The organism is Pseudoalteromonas nigrifaciens, assembly GCF_002221505.1.
GTDB classification, from domain to species: domain Bacteria; phylum Pseudomonadota; class Gammaproteobacteria; order Enterobacterales; family Alteromonadaceae; genus Pseudoalteromonas; species Pseudoalteromonas nigrifaciens.
In genome coordinates this window covers 1-19,068 of the sequence record NZ_CP011036.1, presented here as the reverse complement: position 1 = coordinate 19,068, position 19,068 = coordinate 1, and the positions used below count along the sequence as shown (strand labels likewise).

The following is a 19,068-nucleotide window of genomic DNA, read 5'->3' as shown; positions in this document are numbered from 1 at the left end:
TAGCGTATCGCTTTTATTATTAGTAAGTTTAACGAGTAAGATATTGTCTTACTCTTTAATGGTTAACTCAACCGCGCCGTGGCTTAAATCAAAAATATCTTTAATTGCTTGCATCGCTTGGCGGCTATCAATAGTAATAACCCATTCAATATTAGCAGTAAATTGCTTATCGATGTTAAGCACTTGATACTTCGTTTTTAATAGTTGCTCAATAACGCCTTGCATACTGTATTCACTACTACCAATTAGCTCAATACTTGGCACTTTATTTATCGTTGATAAGTTAGCTAATGCATTATTTAATGTGCCTCCATAAGCACGTACTAAACCGCCTGTACCTAGCTTTATACCACCAAAATAACGCGTAACCACAGCGGTAACTTCACCAAGCCCTGAGCCCATAAGCACATTTAACATAGGTTTACCGGCGGTGCCATTTGGCTCACCATCATCCGAAAACCCATACACATGGCTTCCTCCTGGTTTACCCGCTACGTGAGCCCAGCAATTATGCCGTGCATCGGCATACTTAGTTTCAATACTTTTTATAAACGCTTTAGCTGAACTTAAATCTGGGGTATGTGCAATATGCACAATAAAGGTGCTTTTTTTAATCTCTTCTTGATGAAAAACATCTGCTGCTGGGTATTTATATTCTGACATTCGTTGATGAACCAAGTTATAAACCAAAAAATGGGGCCAACAGGCCCCTCTTTATAATACAGCTAGTCTAACGCGTGATTAATCTAGCGCTAAATTTCGTGTCATATTCTCAAGGCTATCTTCGTGTACTATGATGTTATCTTCAATACGAATACCACCATAAGGCTTAAACGACTCTACCTTTTGCCAATTAATAAACTGTTTATTATCGGTTTGTGCTAAATCGCCTAGCAAAGAGTCGATAAAGTATAGCCCAGGCTCAATAGTAAACACTTGGTTTTTTTCAATTATGCGAGTACAACGCAAAAATGGATGTCCCTCTGGAGCTGCTTGTTGTGCGCCCATTTCATCAGCCATAAAACCACCCATGTCGTGCACTTGTAAACCTAGGTGGTGCCCTAAACCATGTGGGAAGAAGGTAGAGGTAATTTTACGTTCAACTATTTCCTCAGCCGGTAGCTTAACAATATCAAAGTCGCTAAGTATTTGTGCAACTCTATTGTGACACTCAACATGTAAATCACCATAAAGCATGCCGGGTTTTAACCCCGTACCTAACTCTATTTGCGCTGCAGTCATTGCTTGCACTAGCTCTGCAAATTCGCCTTGTTTTTTAAAGTCATACGTACGGGTAATATCTGCCGCATAGCCATTAAAATTAGCGCCTGCATCTATTAAAAATGAGTTGTGTTGCTGCGGTGCTTTTGCCTCAAAGTGCGTGTAGTGCAAAATGGCGCAGTTTTCGTTTAGCGCCACAATGTTGCCATAAGGCATTTCGTTTTCACTTTGGCGAGTTGCCATTAAGTAAGCTTGCTGAATATCAAACTCACTGCCACCATTAAAAAAGGTATCGCGGGCAGCTTTGTGGCCATCTACTGCAATACGGTTGGCGTTGCGTAAACATTCAAGCTCATATTGGGTTTTATAAGCGCGGTGGTAATGAAAGTAATTTAGTACCGGCTCAGGATTCATAACACTAAAGCCTAGTGCTTGTGCTACTTCTAAGTATTCGCCCACATAAGCGTAGTTAGCTTTGTCGTAGGGCAATAGCTTTTCAACCTGATCGGGCTGTAATAACAATTCAATGTCAAAATACTCAGCCCAAAAATCGCGCGGCTCATCTGGCACTTTATGCCAAAAATCAACCGGACGATAAAAAATAAGTTTAGGCTTGTCGCTACCATTTACCACAATCCAGCAATGTGGATTGTCTAGTACTGGTAACCAAGCTTTAAAGTGTGGATTAACTTTAAATGGATAATACATATCATCTAAAAACTGACGCTTAGCTTGGCCCGAGTGAATAACTAATCCCTCTAACCCTTCACGTTCACAAATTGTACGAGTACGTTGTTGCAGTGTTGCAATATGTTCGGCGTATAAAACGGCTAATTTATCCATAATAAACCCATCTGTTGTATTTAACTTGCTTTGAGTCTACCACACACATAATCCATACCCAAAGCGCTCAAAATAAGGGCAGCATCTAACCTTATTAGCATCCCCTTACCTTTATTAATTATCCGCCCATTTTCATTTCGAGTAGCGGCGCCAGTATATTTCCCTCGCGGTGTAAACGCGTATGATAAACCTGCCTGTAGGCAAATACGTTTTTAACATAATCGCGAGTTTCTCTATACGGGATCAATTCAATCCATAGCTCTGCTGGAATAGCTTCATCTGGTAACCAGCGTTTAATACGATGATACCCTGCGTTATATGAAGCCGTTGCCAATATTTCATTGCCGTGGTTTTTCTTTTTTAAATACTGCAAATAGCGCGTACCTAATCTTATATTTGTTTGTGGTTGATATAAGCGGCGGCTCGACACACTGCCTTTATTTACGTAATCGGCAGTACTGGGCAATAACTGCATTAACCCTCGCGCATTTGCTGATGAACGTGCATCGGGGGCAAATGAGCTTTCACGGCGCGCAATGGCAATACTCCACGCCACGTCTATTTTACTGCGCTTACTGTAGCGCTCAAATACATCTTGAAACGCAAACGGAAAACGCTGCTCTACGTTATCCCACGCTTTTATTTTTGCCAGTGTAAAAATAGTGCTGTCATGCCAACCCAGCTCTGTGGAGAGTATTGAAGCAGCTAACTTTTCTTCGTCACTCGAGGTGTTTGTTAGGTAATTCCATTCGCGACGTGCCGAGGTAAAGCGCTCAAGCTCATAAAAAGCTTTCGCACGCTTGTAGCCCGGGGCATTTTTTACTTTATTAACAAGCGCCTGATCAACAACTAAAGGTTGGTTATTTAAATCAACCGGTAACCCTAATCGTGCCGCGGCTAAAAAACCATAATAATCGCGATTAGCTGCTACTGTTTTCCAAATAGCGTCTGCTTTTTGTTGCTCACCACGTTTTGCGTAGCTGTACGCTAACCAGTATTGCTGGCCAAGACTTAAGTTATCTTTACCAGTAAAAAAGGCTGCAATACCCTCCCAGTCTTGGGTTTTAAGCATATTACCGAGTTGCCACTGAATTAGTTTGCCGTCTTGGCGATCTTTTGGCACTTTGTTTAGCCAAAAGCTTGCTTGTTTATGTCCGCTGGAAGCAAGCGACAGTGCAAAGGTATAATACACATCTGCTTTAGCTGCATCGCTGTAAGTAAATATTTGCTCTAGCTTTTCCCATGCTTTTAAAGCAAGCTCTTTATCGCGCCAAATTAAACGCTTTACACCATAAAGAGCAATTTGCCCTTCTTTAACCGACTTATTTTTGTATCTGTATAATCCGGCTGCAGCACTTGGATCGCGGCGTACTTTTAAGTATAAATCAGCTAAGTAACCTTCATTACTGGGTAGTAATGTTTTTAAATAAGGTAATAGGCTTTGAGTACCGCCTTCTGCCGCCATAGTCACCCGCTGCCAAACAGCCTCTTTACTCATATAGCCTTTTTTACGCCATAACGAAAAAAGCCCATCGCACGCTTTAGGTTGCGACTTGCCTACCGTCCATAAATCAGTTACTTGGTTAAATATCGCTTTTTCTGGCGCGCCTAAATCAAGTTGATAATCTAAATATGTACAAGTCAGTTCAGTATCAGAAGTTTTACGGTAATTGCGAATATACGCTGCTTTTTTATTATGCTTTTCTAAATAACTTAACCATGCTTTACGCACTGGCCACTCTAGCGGCGTATGCTGATAAATAGTGAGGTAATCCTCTATTTCTGCTTGGTGTTTTATATCGGGATGTCGTTGCCAATATACTTTTTCAACATAAGGCTTTAATGGATGATCAAGATTACTTATAGCCATTTTAAAGTCTTGGTAATCACCATAGCGAACTTTTTTTTCAGCGTCTAAAAATGCATCGTTATCGATGTTTGCCTCAACGCAGTGAAGAGGGAAAATAAAAACCGCTGCCATAGCATTTAATAAATATTTTTTCATAATGCCTTCATAATAAAATTAAAATAATAAGCAAAAACTTTTGTTCCACCATAGCACCAAACAAGCTATATTTTAACCAACTGTTTTGTAACCAAGTTAAATTTTTCGTTGCATTTTTAATTCAAAGCAAGCACACTGATTAAATCGCAACTCATCGTACCAGTCTTAGTTCGTCAACTAGGGAGAATAATAATGTTATATAAAAGCGATTCCTTTGAAGTTAGCTTCATAAAGGAAAACATCGCCGAGTTTAAGTTTTGTGCTACAGCTTCTGTAAACACACTATCTCAGCAAACCCTTTCAGATTGCGCAACAGCATTAAAACAATTAGCTGCAAATACTGATATAAAAGGCATGATTTTTACCAGTGATAAAGAACACTTTATTATTGGTGCCGACGTATTCGAATTTTTACCTATATTTACTAGATCTGAAGCAGAACTAGTAACTTGGATAAAAGAAGCCACTGACGTTTTTGACGCTATCGAAGACTTACCATTCCCAACTCTAAGCGCTGTAAATGGCTTAGCACTTGGCGGTGGCTGTGAGTGGGTACTTGCTACCGATTATCGTGTAGCAAGCGAAACTGCACAAATGGGTCTTCCAGAAGTAACCCTTGGCATAATGCCTGGTTTTGGTGGCACAGTTCGCTTACCGCGTATTATTGGTGCCGATAACGCCATGATGTGGATTACCTCAGGTTCTACTAACCGCGCAGCAGATGCCCTTAAAGTAGGTGCTTTTGACGCAGTAGTTAGTGCTGACAAACTTATAGAGTCAAGTGTATCAACACTTGAATTAGCAATTGCTGGCAAGCTCGATTGGCAAGCAAAACGCAATGTAAAGCTACAACCACTTAAATTAAACCGTGTTGAGCAAGGCATGAGCTTTGCAATGGCTGAAGGCATGGTAATGGCTAAAACTAAAGGCCACTATCCTGCACCTGTAATGGCTGTAAAAACCATTAAAGCAGCTGCTAACTGTACTCGTGATGAAGCAATGGCAATCGAAAATGCCAACTTTGCTAAATTAGCAGGCACGCCAGAAGTTGCCGCGCAAATTGGTATATTTCTAGCCGACCAGTACATTAAAGGTAAATCACGTAAACTTGCTAAACAAAGCGATGTAGAAATTAAACAAGCTGCAGTGTTAGGTGCTGGCATTATGGGCGGCGGTATTGCATACCAGTCTGCTTATAAAGGTACACCTATTATAATGAAAGATATCCAACAGGATGCACTTGACTTAGGTATGGGCGAAGCCTCTAAGTTACTTGGCCAAAAAGTTAAACGTGGCCATATGTCGATGGAAAAAATGCTTGGTACGCTAAGCAAAATTAAACCGACCCTTAATGATTCTGATCTACAAAGTGCCGATATTATTGTTGAAGCCGTAGTAGAGAACCCTAAAGTTAAGCAAGCAGTACTTGCAGAGCTTGAGAAAACCATGCCAGAGGGCACGGTACTTACCTCAAACACTTCAACTATTTGTATTGATTTACTTGCAGAAGCGTTAGATAAACCAGAAAACTTCTGTGGTATGCACTTTTTTAACCCAGTACCGAAAATGCCGTTAGTAGAAATTATCCGTGGTGCAAAAACCTCTGATAAAACCATTAACGCCGTAGTTGATTACGCGCTTAAATTAGGCAAGTCTCCTATTGTTGTTAACGATTGCCCTGGCTTTTTTGTAAACCGTGTTTTATTCCCTTACTTTGCAGGTTTTAGCAAATTAGTAGTTGAAGGTGCTAACTTTGCAAAAGTAGATAAAGTAATGGAAAACGTATTTGGCTGGCCTATGGGTCCGGCTTACTTACTTGATGTTGTAGGTATTGATACCGCTTTTCATTGTACTGGCGTAATGGCCGATGGCTTCCCTGAGCGCATGGCGCGTGCAGATAAAGACCCAGTGACTATTTTTGCTAACGAAAAGCGTTTTGGCCAAAAGAACAAAGCTGGTTTTTATAAGTACGAAACAGATCGTCGCGGTCGTCTTAAAAAATCGCATGACGAAACTGCAATTGAGCTACTTAAGCCAATTACTGAAGCAGAAAAAGCATTCGATAAACAAGAAATCATTGACCGTTGTATGATCCCAATGCTTAACGAAGTGCTACTTTGTTTACAAGAAGGCATTGTTGCATCACCACAAGAAGCTGATATGGCACTTGTTTACGGTGTTGGTTTCCCTCCATTTAGAGGCGGCGCGTTCCGTTACTTAGATCAAACCGGTTTAGCTAACTTTGTGGCAACTGCCGACAAATATGCTCACTTAGGTGCGATTTATCAAGTATCAGAGCAAACTCGTCAATGGGCCGAAGAAGGTCGTGTTTTCTATAAGGTGGAAGGTTAATATCATGAATAATCCAGTAATTGTAGATTGTATCCGCACACCTATGGGTCGTTCTAAAGGTGGCGTATTCAAAAATAAACGTGCCGAAGACTTAAGCGCACATTTAATGAAAGGCTTACTCGATCGCAACCCAGCAGTTGATCCAGCATCAATTGACGATATTTATTGGGGTTGTGTACAGCAAACATTAGAGCAAGGCTTTAACGTTGCACGTAACGCTGCATTACTTGCCGGTATTCCACATAGCGTACCAGCAGTAACAGTTAACCGTTTATGTGGCTCGTCAATGCAAGCATTGCATGACGCAGCACGCGCAATAATGACTGGCGCTGGCGACACTTACCTAATTGGTGGTGTTGAGCACATGGGCCACGTACCTATGACTCACGGTAACGACTTTCACCCAGGTTTAGCAACAAGCATTGCGCAAGCTGCTGGCTCTATGGGCTTAACAGCTGAATACCTAGCAACACTGCATGGTATTAGCCGTGAGCAGCAAGATGAATTTGCGTACCGCTCACATCAACGTGCTCAAGCTGCAACTGTTGAGGGACGTTTTCGCCGCGAAATTTTAGCAATGGAAGGTCACGCAGCAGATGGTTCTCTTATCTTAGTTGAAGACGACGAAGTAATTCGTCCAGAAACAACGGTAGAAGGCCTGTCAAAGCTGCGCCCAGTGTTTAATCCTGCATCGGGTACGGTAACAGCCGGAACTTCTTCTGCACTTTCTGACGGCGCATCTGCAATGTTAGTAATGAGCGAAGCAAAAGCAAAAGAACTTGGCTTACCAATTCGCGCACGCATTAAAGCAATGGCAGTAGCGGGTTGCGATCCATCAATCATGGGTTACGGCCCAGTACCAGCAAGCAAAAAAGCACTTGCACAAGCCGGTATTACAATTGATGACTTAGGCGTAGTTGAGCTTAACGAAGCCTTTGCAGCACAATCATTACCTGTAATGAAAGATTTAGGGTTAATGGATGTAGTTGACGAAAAAGTGAATTTAAACGGCGGCGCAATCGCACTTGGACACCCACTAGGCTGTTCGGGTTCGCGTATTAGCACATCGCTTATTCACTTAATGGAAGACAAAAATGTACGATACGGTTTAGCAACTATGTGTATTGGTTTAGGCCAAGGCATTGCCACTGTATTTGAACGTGTTCAAGACTAATTAGTTTAAACATGTAAAACCATCTTGGTGATTAAAAAGGCGAACTGATTTTATGCAGTTCGCCTTTTTTATTGGTTTATTTTTAGTTATTTTATATGGTTATATTGAAAAACTGGAATACTGTGATCGGGTGTATTATCTGTTATTGCCACGCTCTATTGATTAAACCCTTTGATTAAATAAGGTGTGTAATTTAGATATGAGTAAAATAGTTAAATAACGCTTTAAATTGCGCTAAACTCTACAACTTATAAAATGTAAAACCCTAATGTGCAGCAATCGCTTTAACTAAACAGGCAAATTTATTATGAGCTTTAATAACCCCGATCACCAATTAGATGCCATAGGCCTTCGCTGCCCAGAGCCAGTGATGATGGTACGCGCTGCTATTCGTAAAATGAATGATGGTGAAACGTTATTAATCATTGCCGACGACCCATCAACCACGCGTGACATTCCCAGCTTTTGTACCTTTATGGATCACACGCTGGTGGCCAAAGATGCCGAACAAGCACCGTATCGCTATGTAGTGAAGAAAGGGTTGTAGGACTAGGTGCTGCTAGGTGCTGCTAGGTGCTTCAATGTATTGTGTTCTGATTAAGTTTGCACTCTTAAAATATAAATTATTTTTTTCTTCTAAATAGTGAGCGACTCGGAACCACTCAAAATCCAAGTGAAATTCCTTTTCATTGTTAACTACTAATGCTGGCGGCCCCAAGAGTCGCTTCATGTTTAAGTTTATATTTTGATCAAGTAACTTACTAAAATAATCTTCAGTCTCAGTAACTGATTTATTTACCAGGGTGCGTAATTTAATCATTAAATCAAAAATTCCTTCAAAATAACCATCTATCGCTCTATTGAGGTCAACTAAATCAGACTTTAAGAGCTCATCTATAAATGCAGAGTTTAGTCCCCTTAACAACTTTATCCTTTCTGCCTCTTCCATTGCCGATAATACGAGTGGAATCTGAAATTTTGTTATTACGCCGTTTCCATATGTACTTTTAGATGGATATTTTAAAGTTAGCCTATTTACTGGCAACATTTTATGTTGGCATAAATTTCTCAAATTACAGCATAGAACATAATACTGATTCTCTTTAAAGATCCTCTCTCTTTCTATTAATAGTTCAGGTAATAAAGATTGATCAATATCATTAATTATCGAAAAATTATCACGTTTATTGTACAACCGATCTAAAACTAATTTTCCAGTATTCAAAATACTTAGATAGGAGATATTTAATTTAGTACGGGCTTTTTGATTTTCTATATAAGCATGTACCTCAGAGAAATGTGAAAACTCTTGTGAAAGTTGAGCCATAGTAAGCAATGATTTGAATGTTTTAAACTCCTCTATCAAAACGTCAAATAAATTTTCTATCTCAAGTTTTCGTGAGAATACTCTATATTTATTTATGCACTCAGATAAGTCGGATTCAGTTAACTTAATTCGTTCATAGCTAGGCTTATCATTTTCTAGATAGCAGTACTCTATATAATTATTCAATGCCTCACCCCTTAATCCAAAGGTTCAATTTCATATTAACGTCCTTGTCATAAATCTTTAAGCTCACTCGGGCAACTAAAAGCTGACAGCTATTTCTTCGTTATCGTCACTTGTGGCTTGTCGTAATTACTGTAATCAATACTTACTATGTAGGTGCCTTTTATTGCGGGCGTATAGCTAAAGTAATTATAAATAGTATTACAGTCGGCAACTGCAGGTTGGCCTAGTGTTAGTTTTTGCCCTGCTGGCTGAGTATCGCTGTAGCCACAGTTGTAACCTTCACTAAAGTCGGCATCGGCAATTTTAAATTCGTATACTTTACCAGGCGTTGAAAATTTAACTTCTGCTTGATACAGCGATCGCGCTACTTGGGTAAATTGGTACTGTGGCTCTGCATCCCATAAGGTAAAGTCGCCCCTTAAATACACGGTACGATCTAATTTTTGTTGTGGCAATACATCATCAAGCGTTATTTGCGTAGAACAAGCAGTTAAAAAACTAACAAGTGCTAAGGTTAAAATACGTTTTATTGGGCTTTTCATTCGAGATCCTTACTTTATATATGCAGGTTAATAATACACCAAAATTAAAACTAAAAAGCCAGCAAAACGCTGGCTTTTTACATTATCGAATAATGTTATTTTTGTAGTACAGAAATGTCTGCAATACCTAAAAACAATCCGCTTAACTGACTTAAAAGCGCCAGACGATTTTGCTTAACTGCTTCGTCGTCGGCCATAACCATCACGTTATCAAAAAAGCTATCAACACTTTGACGAATACCAGCCAATTGGCTTAATGCTTCTTGGTAATTACCACTGGCGTAAAGTGGTGCAAGTTCAGTAGCAAATTTTGCTACTTGTGCCGCAAGTACTTTTTCAGCGTCGTCGGTTAGTAAACTTTCATCTACATTACCTTCGCTGGTAATGTCATTTTTAGCAAGTATATTACTTACGCGCTTATTAGCGGCTGCAAGCGCTTCTGCTGCGTCTAATGTGCGAAAATGGCTTACGGCTTTAACACGGCGATCAAAATCAACAGGTTTAGTCGGACGACGTGCAAGCACAGCTTGAATCACATCTACTTCTATTCCTTCGTCTTGATACCAAGCACGGAAACGCCCTAGCATAAACTCAAACACATCGGTTGATACATTAAGATTAGTTAGCTTATCGCCAAACAAGGTTTGCGATTTAGCAACTAGGTCTAAAATATCAAGCGGTAGCTCTTTTTCTACCATGATGCGCAATGCGCCAATAGCAGCACGGCGTAAAGCAAACGGGTCTTTGTCGCCTTTTGGCGCTTGGCCTATGCCAAAGATACCCACTAAGGTATCAAACTTATCGGCAATCGCTACTGCGCAACTAATTAAGTTGGTAGGTAAGCTGTCGCCTGCAAAGCGTGGCATATATTGCTCATTCTGCGCTAGTGCTACATCTTCAGCTTCGCCGTCAAAACGTGCGTAATGCATTCCCATAACACCTTGGATGTCGGTAAATTCCATCACCATTTCGGTCATTAAGTCAGTTTTACTCAATAAACCAGCACGTTGTGCTAGCTCTTTATCTGCACCAAGTTGCTGGGCAATATAACCGGCAAGCTCGCTAATACGCGCAGACTTGTCTTTAAGTGTACCTAACTGTTTTTGGAACAATACGCTATCGAGAGATTCTAAACGGCTTTCTAGTGTTTTCTTTTTATCGCTTTCAAAAAAGAATTGCGCATCGGCTAATCGAGGACGCACTACTTTTTCGTTACCCGAAATCACTACGCTAGGATCTTTACTTTCTATGTTAGACACAAACAAAAACTTATTTAAAAGTTTGCCGTTTTGATCTAAAAGCGGAAAGTATTTTTGATCGTCTTTCATCGTGTAAATAAGCGCTTCGGCCGGTACTGCCAAAAACTCTTCTTCAAATGTAGCCGTTAATGTTACTGGCCATTCTACCAGTGATGTTACTTCTTCAAGTAAATCTTCATCCATGGCTACAACCGCATTTATTGCTTTTGCTGCAGCTTCTATTTGCGCTCGAATTTGCGCTTTACGCTGCTCGTAATCGGCAATAACGTAGGCTGATTTTAAAACATCAAAAATATCATCAGCATGGTTAATGGTAATTTTTTCAGGATGATGAAAGCGATGTCCTTGAAGCTGATTACTTACCTGCTTACCCAGCACTTCACCTGTTACTAACTCATCACCCAATAAAATAGTTACCGTATGCACTGGACGAATAAATTGTGTTTTATTCGCGCCCCAACGCATTGGCTTAGGAATAGGTAATTTAGCCAGCGCTTTATTAATAACGTCAACCATCAGCGTTTTAGTTTCTTGCCCTGCTACTTTAGCAAGGTGCAGCAACCACGCGCCTTTGTCGGTTTCAAGTGTTTGCGCATCTTTTACTTCAATACCACAACCACGTGCCCAACCCATTGCAGCTTTAGTAGGATTGCCGTCTGCATCAAACGCTGCCTTAATTGCTGGGCCGCGTTTTTCTACTTCTTTATCTTGTTGTTTTGCATCAAGCGCTATTACGCGAAGGCCTAAACGACGTGGTGATGCATACCAGCTTACGCCTTGATGCGCTAATTCTAATGTCTCTAGTTCTGCAGTTAAGTTTGCAGCAAATGCTTCTGCTAATTTACGCAGCGCTTTTGGTGGCAACTCTTCGGTGCCAATTTCTACTAATAAGTTTTGTGCTGACATGCCTACTTATCCTTACACAGCGGGAAACCAAGCGCTTCACGTTTATCATAATAACTTTGTGCACACGCTTTTGATAAAGCACGAACGCGTAGTATGTAACGTTGGCGTTCGGTTACCGAAATTGCGTGGCGCGCGTCTAATAAGTTAAATGCATGCGATGCCTTCATTACTTGCTCATAAGCCGGTAACGGTAAGTTTGCTTCAATTAACTTTTGGCTCTCTGCTTCACATTTATCAAACTGAGCAAATAGATCTTCTACGTTGGCGTGCTCAAAGTTATAAGTAGATTGTTCTACTTCATTTTGATGAAACACATCGCCGTAAGTTACTCGCCCAAGCGGACCATCAGCCCAAACTAGGTCGTAAATACTGTCTACGCCCTGAATATACATGGCTAAACGCTCTAGGCCGTAAGTGATTTCGCCAGTTACCGGTGAGCACTCAATGCCGCCCACTTGTTGAAAGTAGGTAAACTGGGTTACTTCCATGCCGTTTAACCAAATTTCCCAACCTAGGCCCCACGCACCTAAGGTAGGTGATTCCCAGTTGTCTTCAACAAAGCGCACTTCGTCTGTTAAGGTATCTATGCCTACGGCCGCTAAAGAGCCTAAATAAAGCTCTTGAATATTATCTGGCGAAGGCTTTAGCACAACCTGAAACTGGTAATAATGCTGTAAGCGGTTTGGGTTTTCGCCGTAACGGCCATCGGTAGGTCGTCGACACGGTTGTACGTATGCACTCGACATTGGCTCTGGGCCAATCGATTTTAAAAATGTTTGCGGGTGGAATGTCCCAGCGCCCACTTCCATATCAAGTGGTTGAATAATAACGCAGCCTTGCTGCGCCCAATAATCCTGTAAAGCCAGGATCAAACCTTGAAAGGTTTTAACGTCATATTTTTGCATATTTGGCTTTTTACTATCTGAGAAGTAGCGTGAAAATTACCCTCAGTATACCTTGTGCACACGCAGGTTTTAAGCAGTTTGTGCAATTGAAAAAATAAAAAAGGAGCCATTGGCTCCTTTTTTGTGAGTAGTATTACTAATTATACGTCTAGGTTAACTACGCGTAGCGCGTTCTGTTCTATAAACTCGCGACGAGGTTCTACTTGGTCACCCATTAGCGTTGCAAATAACTGATCAGCAGCTACTGCATCTTCAACGGTTACTTGTAGCATACGACGTGCATCGGGATCCATTGTAGTTTCCCACAGCTGACTTGGGTTCATTTCGCCCAACCCTTTATAGCGCTGTATATAGAGGCCACGCTTAGATTCAGCAATTAGCCATTCTAAAGCATCCACAAAGTTATCAACAGGTTGTGTTTTCTCACCGCGTTGAATATAAGCGCCTTCGGTAATGATATTTGCAATGTTTACACCAGTAACAGCAATGCGCTGATAATCGCGTGAAGCTATAAAATCATAATGAAGTACGTGCGCTTTATCTACACCGTGCTGACGAATTTTCACTACTGGGTAGTATAAATTGCGCTCAGTATCGTGCTCTGTTGCAGCTTGGAAAATAGTAGCATCTTCATCACGATCAATTAAGTCATCAACTAATTCTTTAGTCCATGCTATTACTTTAGCTTCATCTGAAAGATCTTCTTTTTTCAGTTCACTTTGGTAAATAAGACGGTTCATTACAGTATTAGGAAACTTACGTTTTAGACGCTCAATTACCTTAACGGTATATTGATAATCGTGAACGATTTTTTCTAGTGCTTCGCCTTCAATACCGCTTGCATCTGTACTGGTGTACAAAGTTGCATTATTTAAAGCAAGTGTTGTTAGGTATTCAACTAGTGCTGGATCATCTTTAATATAACGCTCTTGCTTACCTTTTTTCACTTTATAAAGTGGTGGTTGTGCAATATAAATATATCCGCGCTCAACAATTTCAGGCATTTGGCGATAAAAGAACGTAAGTAATAAGGTACGAATGTGCGAACCATCCACGTCAGCATCCGTCATGATAATGATACGGTGATAGCGCAGTTTTTCAGGATTATATTCATCACGACCAATACCACAACCTAATGCCGTAATGAGTGTTGCTACTTCTTGTGATGAAAGCATTTTATCAAAACGTGCTTTTTCTACGTTTAATATTTTACCTTTAAGCGGAAGAATAGCTTGGTTTTTACGGTTACGTCCCTGCTTGGCTGATCCGCCAGCAGAGTCTCCTTCCACTATGTATAGTTCTGATTGTGCTGGATCTTTTTCTTGGCAATCGGCTAACTTACCAGGTAAACCGGCTAAGTCCATTGCACCTTTACGACGTGTCATTTCACGTGCTTTACGTGCAGCTTCACGCGCACGTGACGCATCTATTATCTTACCTACAACAATTTTGGCATCTGTTGGGTGTTCTAATAAAAACTCAGTGAATTTTTCAGCCATTGCTTGTTCAACCGCAGACTTAACTTCGCTCGAAACTAGCTTGTCTTTAGTTTGTGATGAAAACTTAGGATCTGGTACTTTAACACTTACAACAGCAGTTAAGCCTTCACGAGCGTCATCACCCGTTGCATTACTGGTTGTTTTAGCTTTTTTGTTAAAGCCTTCTTTTTCCATATAATTGTTAAGTGTACGTGTTAGCGCAGATCTAAAACCGGCTAAGTGAGTACCACCATCACGTTGTGGGATGTTATTTGTAAAACAGTATATGTTTTCTTGATAAGCATCATTCCACTGCATTGACACTTCAACAACAATACCATCTTCTTCACGCGTATGTGTAAAGTGGAATACACCTTTATGTATAGGTGTTTTATTACGGTTTAAATACTCTACAAACGCTCTGATGCCGCCTTCGTATTTAAAGTGATCACTTTTATTCTCTTCACGCTCATCATTTAAAATAATGCTTACGCCAGAGTTTAAAAATGAAAGCTCGCGCAAGCGCTTAGCTAAAATGTCGTAATGAAAATCTAAGTTAGTAAATGTTTGATCACTTGGCCAAAAACGTAACTCTGTACCAGTTGTGTCTGCGTCGCCAATTAAGGCTAATGGCGCATCTGGTACACCATGAGAGTATGTTTGCTCATGAAGTTTACCTTCACGGCGAATTGTTAATTTAAGCTTTTCTGATAATGCGTTAACAACCGATACACCAACACCGTGTAAGCCACCTGAAACTTTATAAGAGTTATCATCAAACTTACCACCGGCATGCAGTACCGTCATGATTACTTCGGCTGCAGATACACCTTCTTCTTCATGAATTGAAGTTGGGATACCACGGCCGTTATCTCGTACAGATACCGAACCATCTAAGTGAATCGTTACAAAAATATCATCACAATGACCTGCTAAGGCTTCATCTATAGAGTTATCGACGACCTCAAACACCATATGGTGTAAGCCCGTGCCATCATCGGTGTCCCCTATATACATTCCAGGACGCTTTCTTACTGCGTCTAATCCTTTAAGTACTTTTATACTCGACGAGTCATAATTCTCAGACATGGTTAATCCCACTTATCTTGTTATTAGGTTGCCATGTTTCACGTGGAACATTTGCAGTTCTCGTTGCATGGGTTCCACCACAGCAGAAATACTTTCAGACAAAATTGAAGATATAAAAATTTGAGAACTGCAGTGAGCTAATAGTTGCCCCACTTTCTCTTTTGTATCTTCGCTTAACTCTGAAGGTAAATCATCTATTAGCAATATAGATTGCTTATCTGTCTCTGACTCAATTAAACTATTTTGCGTTACTTTTAACGCATAAAGTAATAGCTTTAATTGTCCACGAGAGAAAATATTCTCAACGCTACTGCCAGCGACACTAAAACTAAAATCAGCCTTATGAGGCCCTTTACTAGTAAAACCTTGGCGAGCATCTCGCTCAAAGTTTAACTCTAATGCATCGCTAAGAGATTCGCTCTCTTTCCAGCCGGCATTAAAGCTTATTTCTAAATCGCGTATTAGCGTTAATTCTGCACACATTTTATCAAAAAACTGCTGCTTAAACCTACTTATATACGCCATTCTTAATTTATTTATTTGCTCAGCCAGTCTAACAAATTCTTTGTCCCAAAACTTAATTTGGTCAAAATAATTCTTTGGCTTACTTTTTAGTAGCGCATTTCGTTGTTTTAACACTTTATTGAACGATTGCCATAAAAAGAAAAACTCATGTTCCACGTGGAACAAACCTAAATCTAAAAACTTTCTGCGCTCTTTAGGCCCACCAAAAAATAACGAGTAACTCTCTGGAGTAATTATTTGTACCGGCATAAGCTGTGCAAGTTCTGATATTTTTCGGCTCGCCTTACCTTGAATTTTTAAATTCGTTTCGCCCGCTTGGGTTTTACTAATACCAATAGGAATAGATAAGTCGTGTATAGCTTTACGGCCATGAATTACAAACTGCTCTTGCTGATGCGCAATAATACTTTTATGCTTTGATGTTCTAAAAGATTTGCCGTGTGAAAGGTAATAAATAGCTTCTAAAAGGCTGGTTTTTCCGCTGCCGTTTTCACCATAAATTATATTAACGCCGTTAACTGGTTCTAGCGTCAGCGCCTCAATATTACGAAAATATTTGAGGCTCAAATGACTTAAGCTCATTGGGTACTTATAGTCTTATAAACGCATAGGCATAACTACGTACATTGCTTCTTCATCGCCTGCACCTTCAATTAGTGCGCTGCTGTTTGAATCGGCCAATGTAAACAGTACATCTTCTGTTTTTAATGTGTTTAATACATCAAGTACATAAGAAACGTTAAAGCCTATTTCTAGGTCGGCGCCTTCGTAACCAACCTCTACTACTTCCTCAGCTTGTTCTTGCTCAGGGTTATTAGCAGTGATTTTTAACAAACCATTGGATAAGTTTAAACGCACACCTCTAAACTTTTCGTTAGATAAAATAGAGACTCGCTGAAACGCACTACGTAACCATTCGCGATTAGCAGTAATGACTTTATCGCCACCACGAGGTAACACACGGCGGTAATCAGGAAAGCGTCCATCAACTAACTTACTAGTAAAGGTAAACTCTATATCGATAATACGAATATGATTAGCACCAAACTGAATAGTGACTAGTTCTTCGTCGGCTACCATAAGGCGCATAATTTCTTGCACCCCTTTACGAGGTATAATTAGCTGACGCTGCGTATTAAGCGATTGCTTTAATTGCTTTTGTGCAATAGCTAAGCGATGTCCATCAGTGGCCACTGTTTTAATGTCAGTATTGTCTACTTCAAACGACATACCATTTAAATAGTAACGTACGTCTTGATTCGCCATCGAAAAATGCGTGCTTTCTAGTAATTTTCGCAGCTCTAAACGCGTTAGTTGAAACTCAACTTCGCCATCCCACTGTTCTAAATTAGGAAAGTCTTCGGCGGCTAAGGTCGTTAACGAAAAACGACTTTTACCGCTGGTTAGTAATAACTGATGCTCTTGTAAGCTTAACGTTAGGTCTGAACCATCTGGTAGGCTTTTACAAATATCGAGTAATTTTTTAGCCGGTAATGTTAACTTAGTATCGGCAATATCATCACCTACAAACACGCTTGCAACGAGTTCAATTTCAAGGTCGGTACCTGTCATTGAAAGTTGCCCGTTTTCTACTGCTAACAATACGTTAGATAAAATTGGCAATGTATGCTTACGCTCAATAGCGCCCGATACTTGCACTAATGGCTTTAAAAACTGTTGTCTTGATATTGTTATTTGCATAATAAAGTCAGCCTTAAGATGACAATGTTCTTATTAAATTTTGGTAATCTTCTTTAATTTCGTGGCTTTCATCACGTAGTGATTTAACCTTACGACACGCATGCAATACAGTTGTATGATCGCGGCCACCAAAGGCGTCTCCAATCTCAGGTAAACTGTGATTGGTTAACTCTTTAGATAATGCCATAGCAACTTGTCGAGGCCTTGCTATAGAGCGACTACGGCGTTTAGACAGCAGATCAGAAATACGAATTCTGTAATACTCTGCCACAGTGCGCTGTATGTTATCTATGGTAACTAGCTTATCTTGTAAGGCAAGTAAATCGCGTAGCGCTTCTTTTACAAAGTCGATAGATATAGGACGACCGGTAAAGTTAGCATTGGCAATAACACGATTAAGCGCACCTTCTAGTTCGCGTACATTAGATCGTAATTTTTTAGCAATAAAAAAGGCGACTTCGTGCGGTAAATTAATTTTACTCTGCTGCGCTTTTTTCATCAATATAGCAACGCGTGTTTCAAGCTCAGGAGGCTCAATTGCAATAGTTAAACCCCAACCAAAACGCGATTTAAGTCTGTCTTCAACGCCTTCTATCTCTTTTGGATAACGGTCAGAGGTTAAAATTATTTGCTGATTGCCTTCTAATAACGCATTAAAGGTATGAAAAAACTCTTCTTGTGAGCGCTCTTTGTTAGCAAAAAATTGAATGTCATCAATCATTAGCGCATCAACACTACGATAGTAACGCTTAAATTCTTCAATCGCGTTATTTTGCAGTGCTTTTACCATATCTTGTACAAAGCGCTCTGAATGCATATAAACTATTTTTGCATCTGGCTTATTAGCCAAAATACCATTACCTACAGCATGCAATAAATGCGTTTTACCTAAACCTGTACCACCGTATATAAATACAGGGTTAAAAGCGGCACCTGGATTATCTGCAACTTGTGTTGCTGCTGCTTTTGCTAACTGGTTTGATTTACCTTCAACAAAACTGTCAAAGGTATAATTTTCTTTTATATTCGATTTATATTCAGATTTTGGCGCTGGCTCTACAACAGGTTTTGGTTGTCGTGATTGTTGTTTGGCTTGTGTAGTTGGCGCCGATTGCGTTCCAGCAACAGATACAGGCTGTGCATTTAATAAAGGCTTACTGCCTACATCAAAACGTAGCTCTGGAGCTTCAACACCACAAATCTCTACTAATAATTCATTAATTCTATTTAGGTATTTTTCTCTTACCCAATCTAGTACAAAGCGATTAGGTGCATAAATCGTCAAGGTATCTTCGGTACTTTCTGCTTGTAGTGGTCGCACCCACATACTGAACTGCTGAGAAGGCAATTCATCTTGCAATACATATAAACAACTTTGCCAAACCGACAGATACACAGTCAAACTCCCAGAGATATAATTTTTATTCCCGCACATCATTAATGATTAAAAATCACCTCTGTAATGCGTTTAAATGGCCCAATAAGCGACCCAAGACCGGCTATTATGAAGACACTTTATCCACAAGTAAAAGACTGATTTTTATAAAATTGTTGA

General features: G+C 40.1%; 14 protein-coding genes. 3 read left to right on the top strand and 11 right to left on the bottom strand.

Annotation, left to right across the window (positions count from 1 at the left end):
• Positions 1 to 48: 48 nt before the first annotated feature.
• From PNIG_RS00070 to PNIG_RS00060, 3 genes are all read right to left on the bottom strand, one after another.
• Positions 49 to 663, bottom strand: a complete 615-nt coding sequence (locus PNIG_RS00070; RefSeq protein ID WP_089367524.1) for a YigZ family protein — start codon at positions 661 to 663, stop codon at positions 49 to 51.
• A 78-nt stretch (positions 664 to 741) separates the two neighbouring features.
• Positions 742 to 2,064 carry a Xaa-Pro dipeptidase gene (gene pepQ / locus PNIG_RS00065; RefSeq protein WP_011326745.1) on the bottom strand — a complete coding sequence of 441 codons (1,323 nt, stop codon included), beginning with the start codon at positions 2,062 to 2,064 and terminating at the stop codon, positions 742 to 744.
• 118 nt (positions 2,065 to 2,182) lie between these two features.
• Positions 2,183 to 4,069, bottom strand: a complete 1,887-nt coding sequence (locus PNIG_RS00060) for a transglycosylase SLT domain-containing protein (protein WP_089367523.1) — start codon at positions 4,067 to 4,069, stop codon at positions 2,183 to 2,185.
• Positions 4,070 to 4,261: 192 nt separating this feature from the next.
• Here PNIG_RS00060 and fadB point away from each other — a divergent pair, with 192 nt between their 5' ends.
• The 3 genes from fadB to tusA all read left to right on the top strand — a co-directional run bounded on the left by fadB (position 4,262) and on the right by tusA (position 8,142).
• Positions 4,262 to 6,421, top strand: a complete 2,160-nt coding sequence (fadB, locus tag PNIG_RS00055; RefSeq protein WP_011326743.1) for a fatty acid oxidation complex subunit alpha FadB — start codon at positions 4,262 to 4,264, stop codon at positions 6,419 to 6,421.
• 4 nt (positions 6,422 to 6,425) lie between these two features.
• On the top strand, positions 6,426 to 7,595 hold the full coding sequence (fadA, locus tag PNIG_RS00050) for an acetyl-CoA C-acyltransferase FadA (RefSeq protein ID WP_011326742.1): 1,170 nt from the start codon (positions 6,426 to 6,428) through the stop codon (positions 7,593 to 7,595).
• A 307-nt stretch (positions 7,596 to 7,902) separates the two neighbouring features.
• A complete protein-coding gene (tusA, locus tag PNIG_RS00045) occupies positions 7,903 to 8,142 on the top strand; it encodes a sulfurtransferase TusA (RefSeq protein WP_011326741.1) in 240 nt (79 codons plus the stop codon).
• A gap of 12 nt (positions 8,143 to 8,154) precedes the next feature.
• Here the strand turns inward: tusA and PNIG_RS00040 are convergent, their stop codons facing one another.
• The 8 genes from PNIG_RS00040 to dnaA form a co-directional block, all read right to left on the bottom strand.
• On the bottom strand, positions 8,155 to 9,108 hold the full coding sequence (locus PNIG_RS00040) for a hypothetical protein (protein ID WP_011326740.1): 954 nt from the start codon (positions 9,106 to 9,108) through the stop codon (positions 8,155 to 8,157).
• 89 nt (positions 9,109 to 9,197) lie between these two features.
• A complete protein-coding gene (locus PNIG_RS00035; RefSeq protein WP_011326739.1) occupies positions 9,198 to 9,650 on the bottom strand; it encodes an early set domain-containing protein in 453 nt (150 codons plus the stop codon).
• A gap of 95 nt (positions 9,651 to 9,745) precedes the next feature.
• The gene (glyS, locus tag PNIG_RS00030; RefSeq protein ID WP_011326738.1) at positions 9,746 to 11,815 is read right to left on the bottom strand and encodes a glycine--tRNA ligase subunit beta; all 2,070 of its coding nucleotides are present in this window, start codon (positions 11,813 to 11,815) and stop codon (positions 9,746 to 9,748) included.
• 2 nt (positions 11,816 to 11,817) lie between these two features.
• Positions 11,818 to 12,720 (bottom strand): glycine--tRNA ligase subunit alpha, encoded by a 903-nt coding sequence (gene glyQ, locus PNIG_RS00025; RefSeq protein ID WP_011326737.1) that lies wholly within the window; start codon positions 12,718 to 12,720, stop codon positions 11,818 to 11,820.
• 140 nt (positions 12,721 to 12,860) lie between these two features.
• Positions 12,861 to 15,287: a DNA topoisomerase (ATP-hydrolyzing) subunit B gene (gene gyrB, locus PNIG_RS00020; protein ID WP_089367522.1), complete on the bottom strand. Its 2,427-nt coding sequence runs from the start codon at positions 15,285 to 15,287 to the stop codon at positions 12,861 to 12,863.
• Between the two features lie 12 nt (positions 15,288 to 15,299).
• Positions 15,300 to 16,394: a DNA replication/repair protein RecF gene (gene recF, locus PNIG_RS00015; protein WP_011326735.1), complete on the bottom strand. Its 1,095-nt coding sequence runs from the start codon at positions 16,392 to 16,394 to the stop codon at positions 15,300 to 15,302.
• Positions 16,395 to 16,409: 15 nt separating this feature from the next.
• Positions 16,410 to 17,513, bottom strand: a complete 1,104-nt coding sequence (dnaN, locus tag PNIG_RS00010; RefSeq protein WP_011326734.1) for a DNA polymerase III subunit beta — start codon at positions 17,511 to 17,513, stop codon at positions 16,410 to 16,412.
• A 13-nt stretch (positions 17,514 to 17,526) separates the two neighbouring features.
• The gene (dnaA, locus tag PNIG_RS00005) at positions 17,527 to 18,909 is read right to left on the bottom strand and encodes a chromosomal replication initiator protein DnaA (RefSeq protein ID WP_041454303.1); all 1,383 of its coding nucleotides are present in this window, start codon (positions 18,907 to 18,909) and stop codon (positions 17,527 to 17,529) included.
• Positions 18,910 to 19,068: the final 159 nt, after the last annotated feature.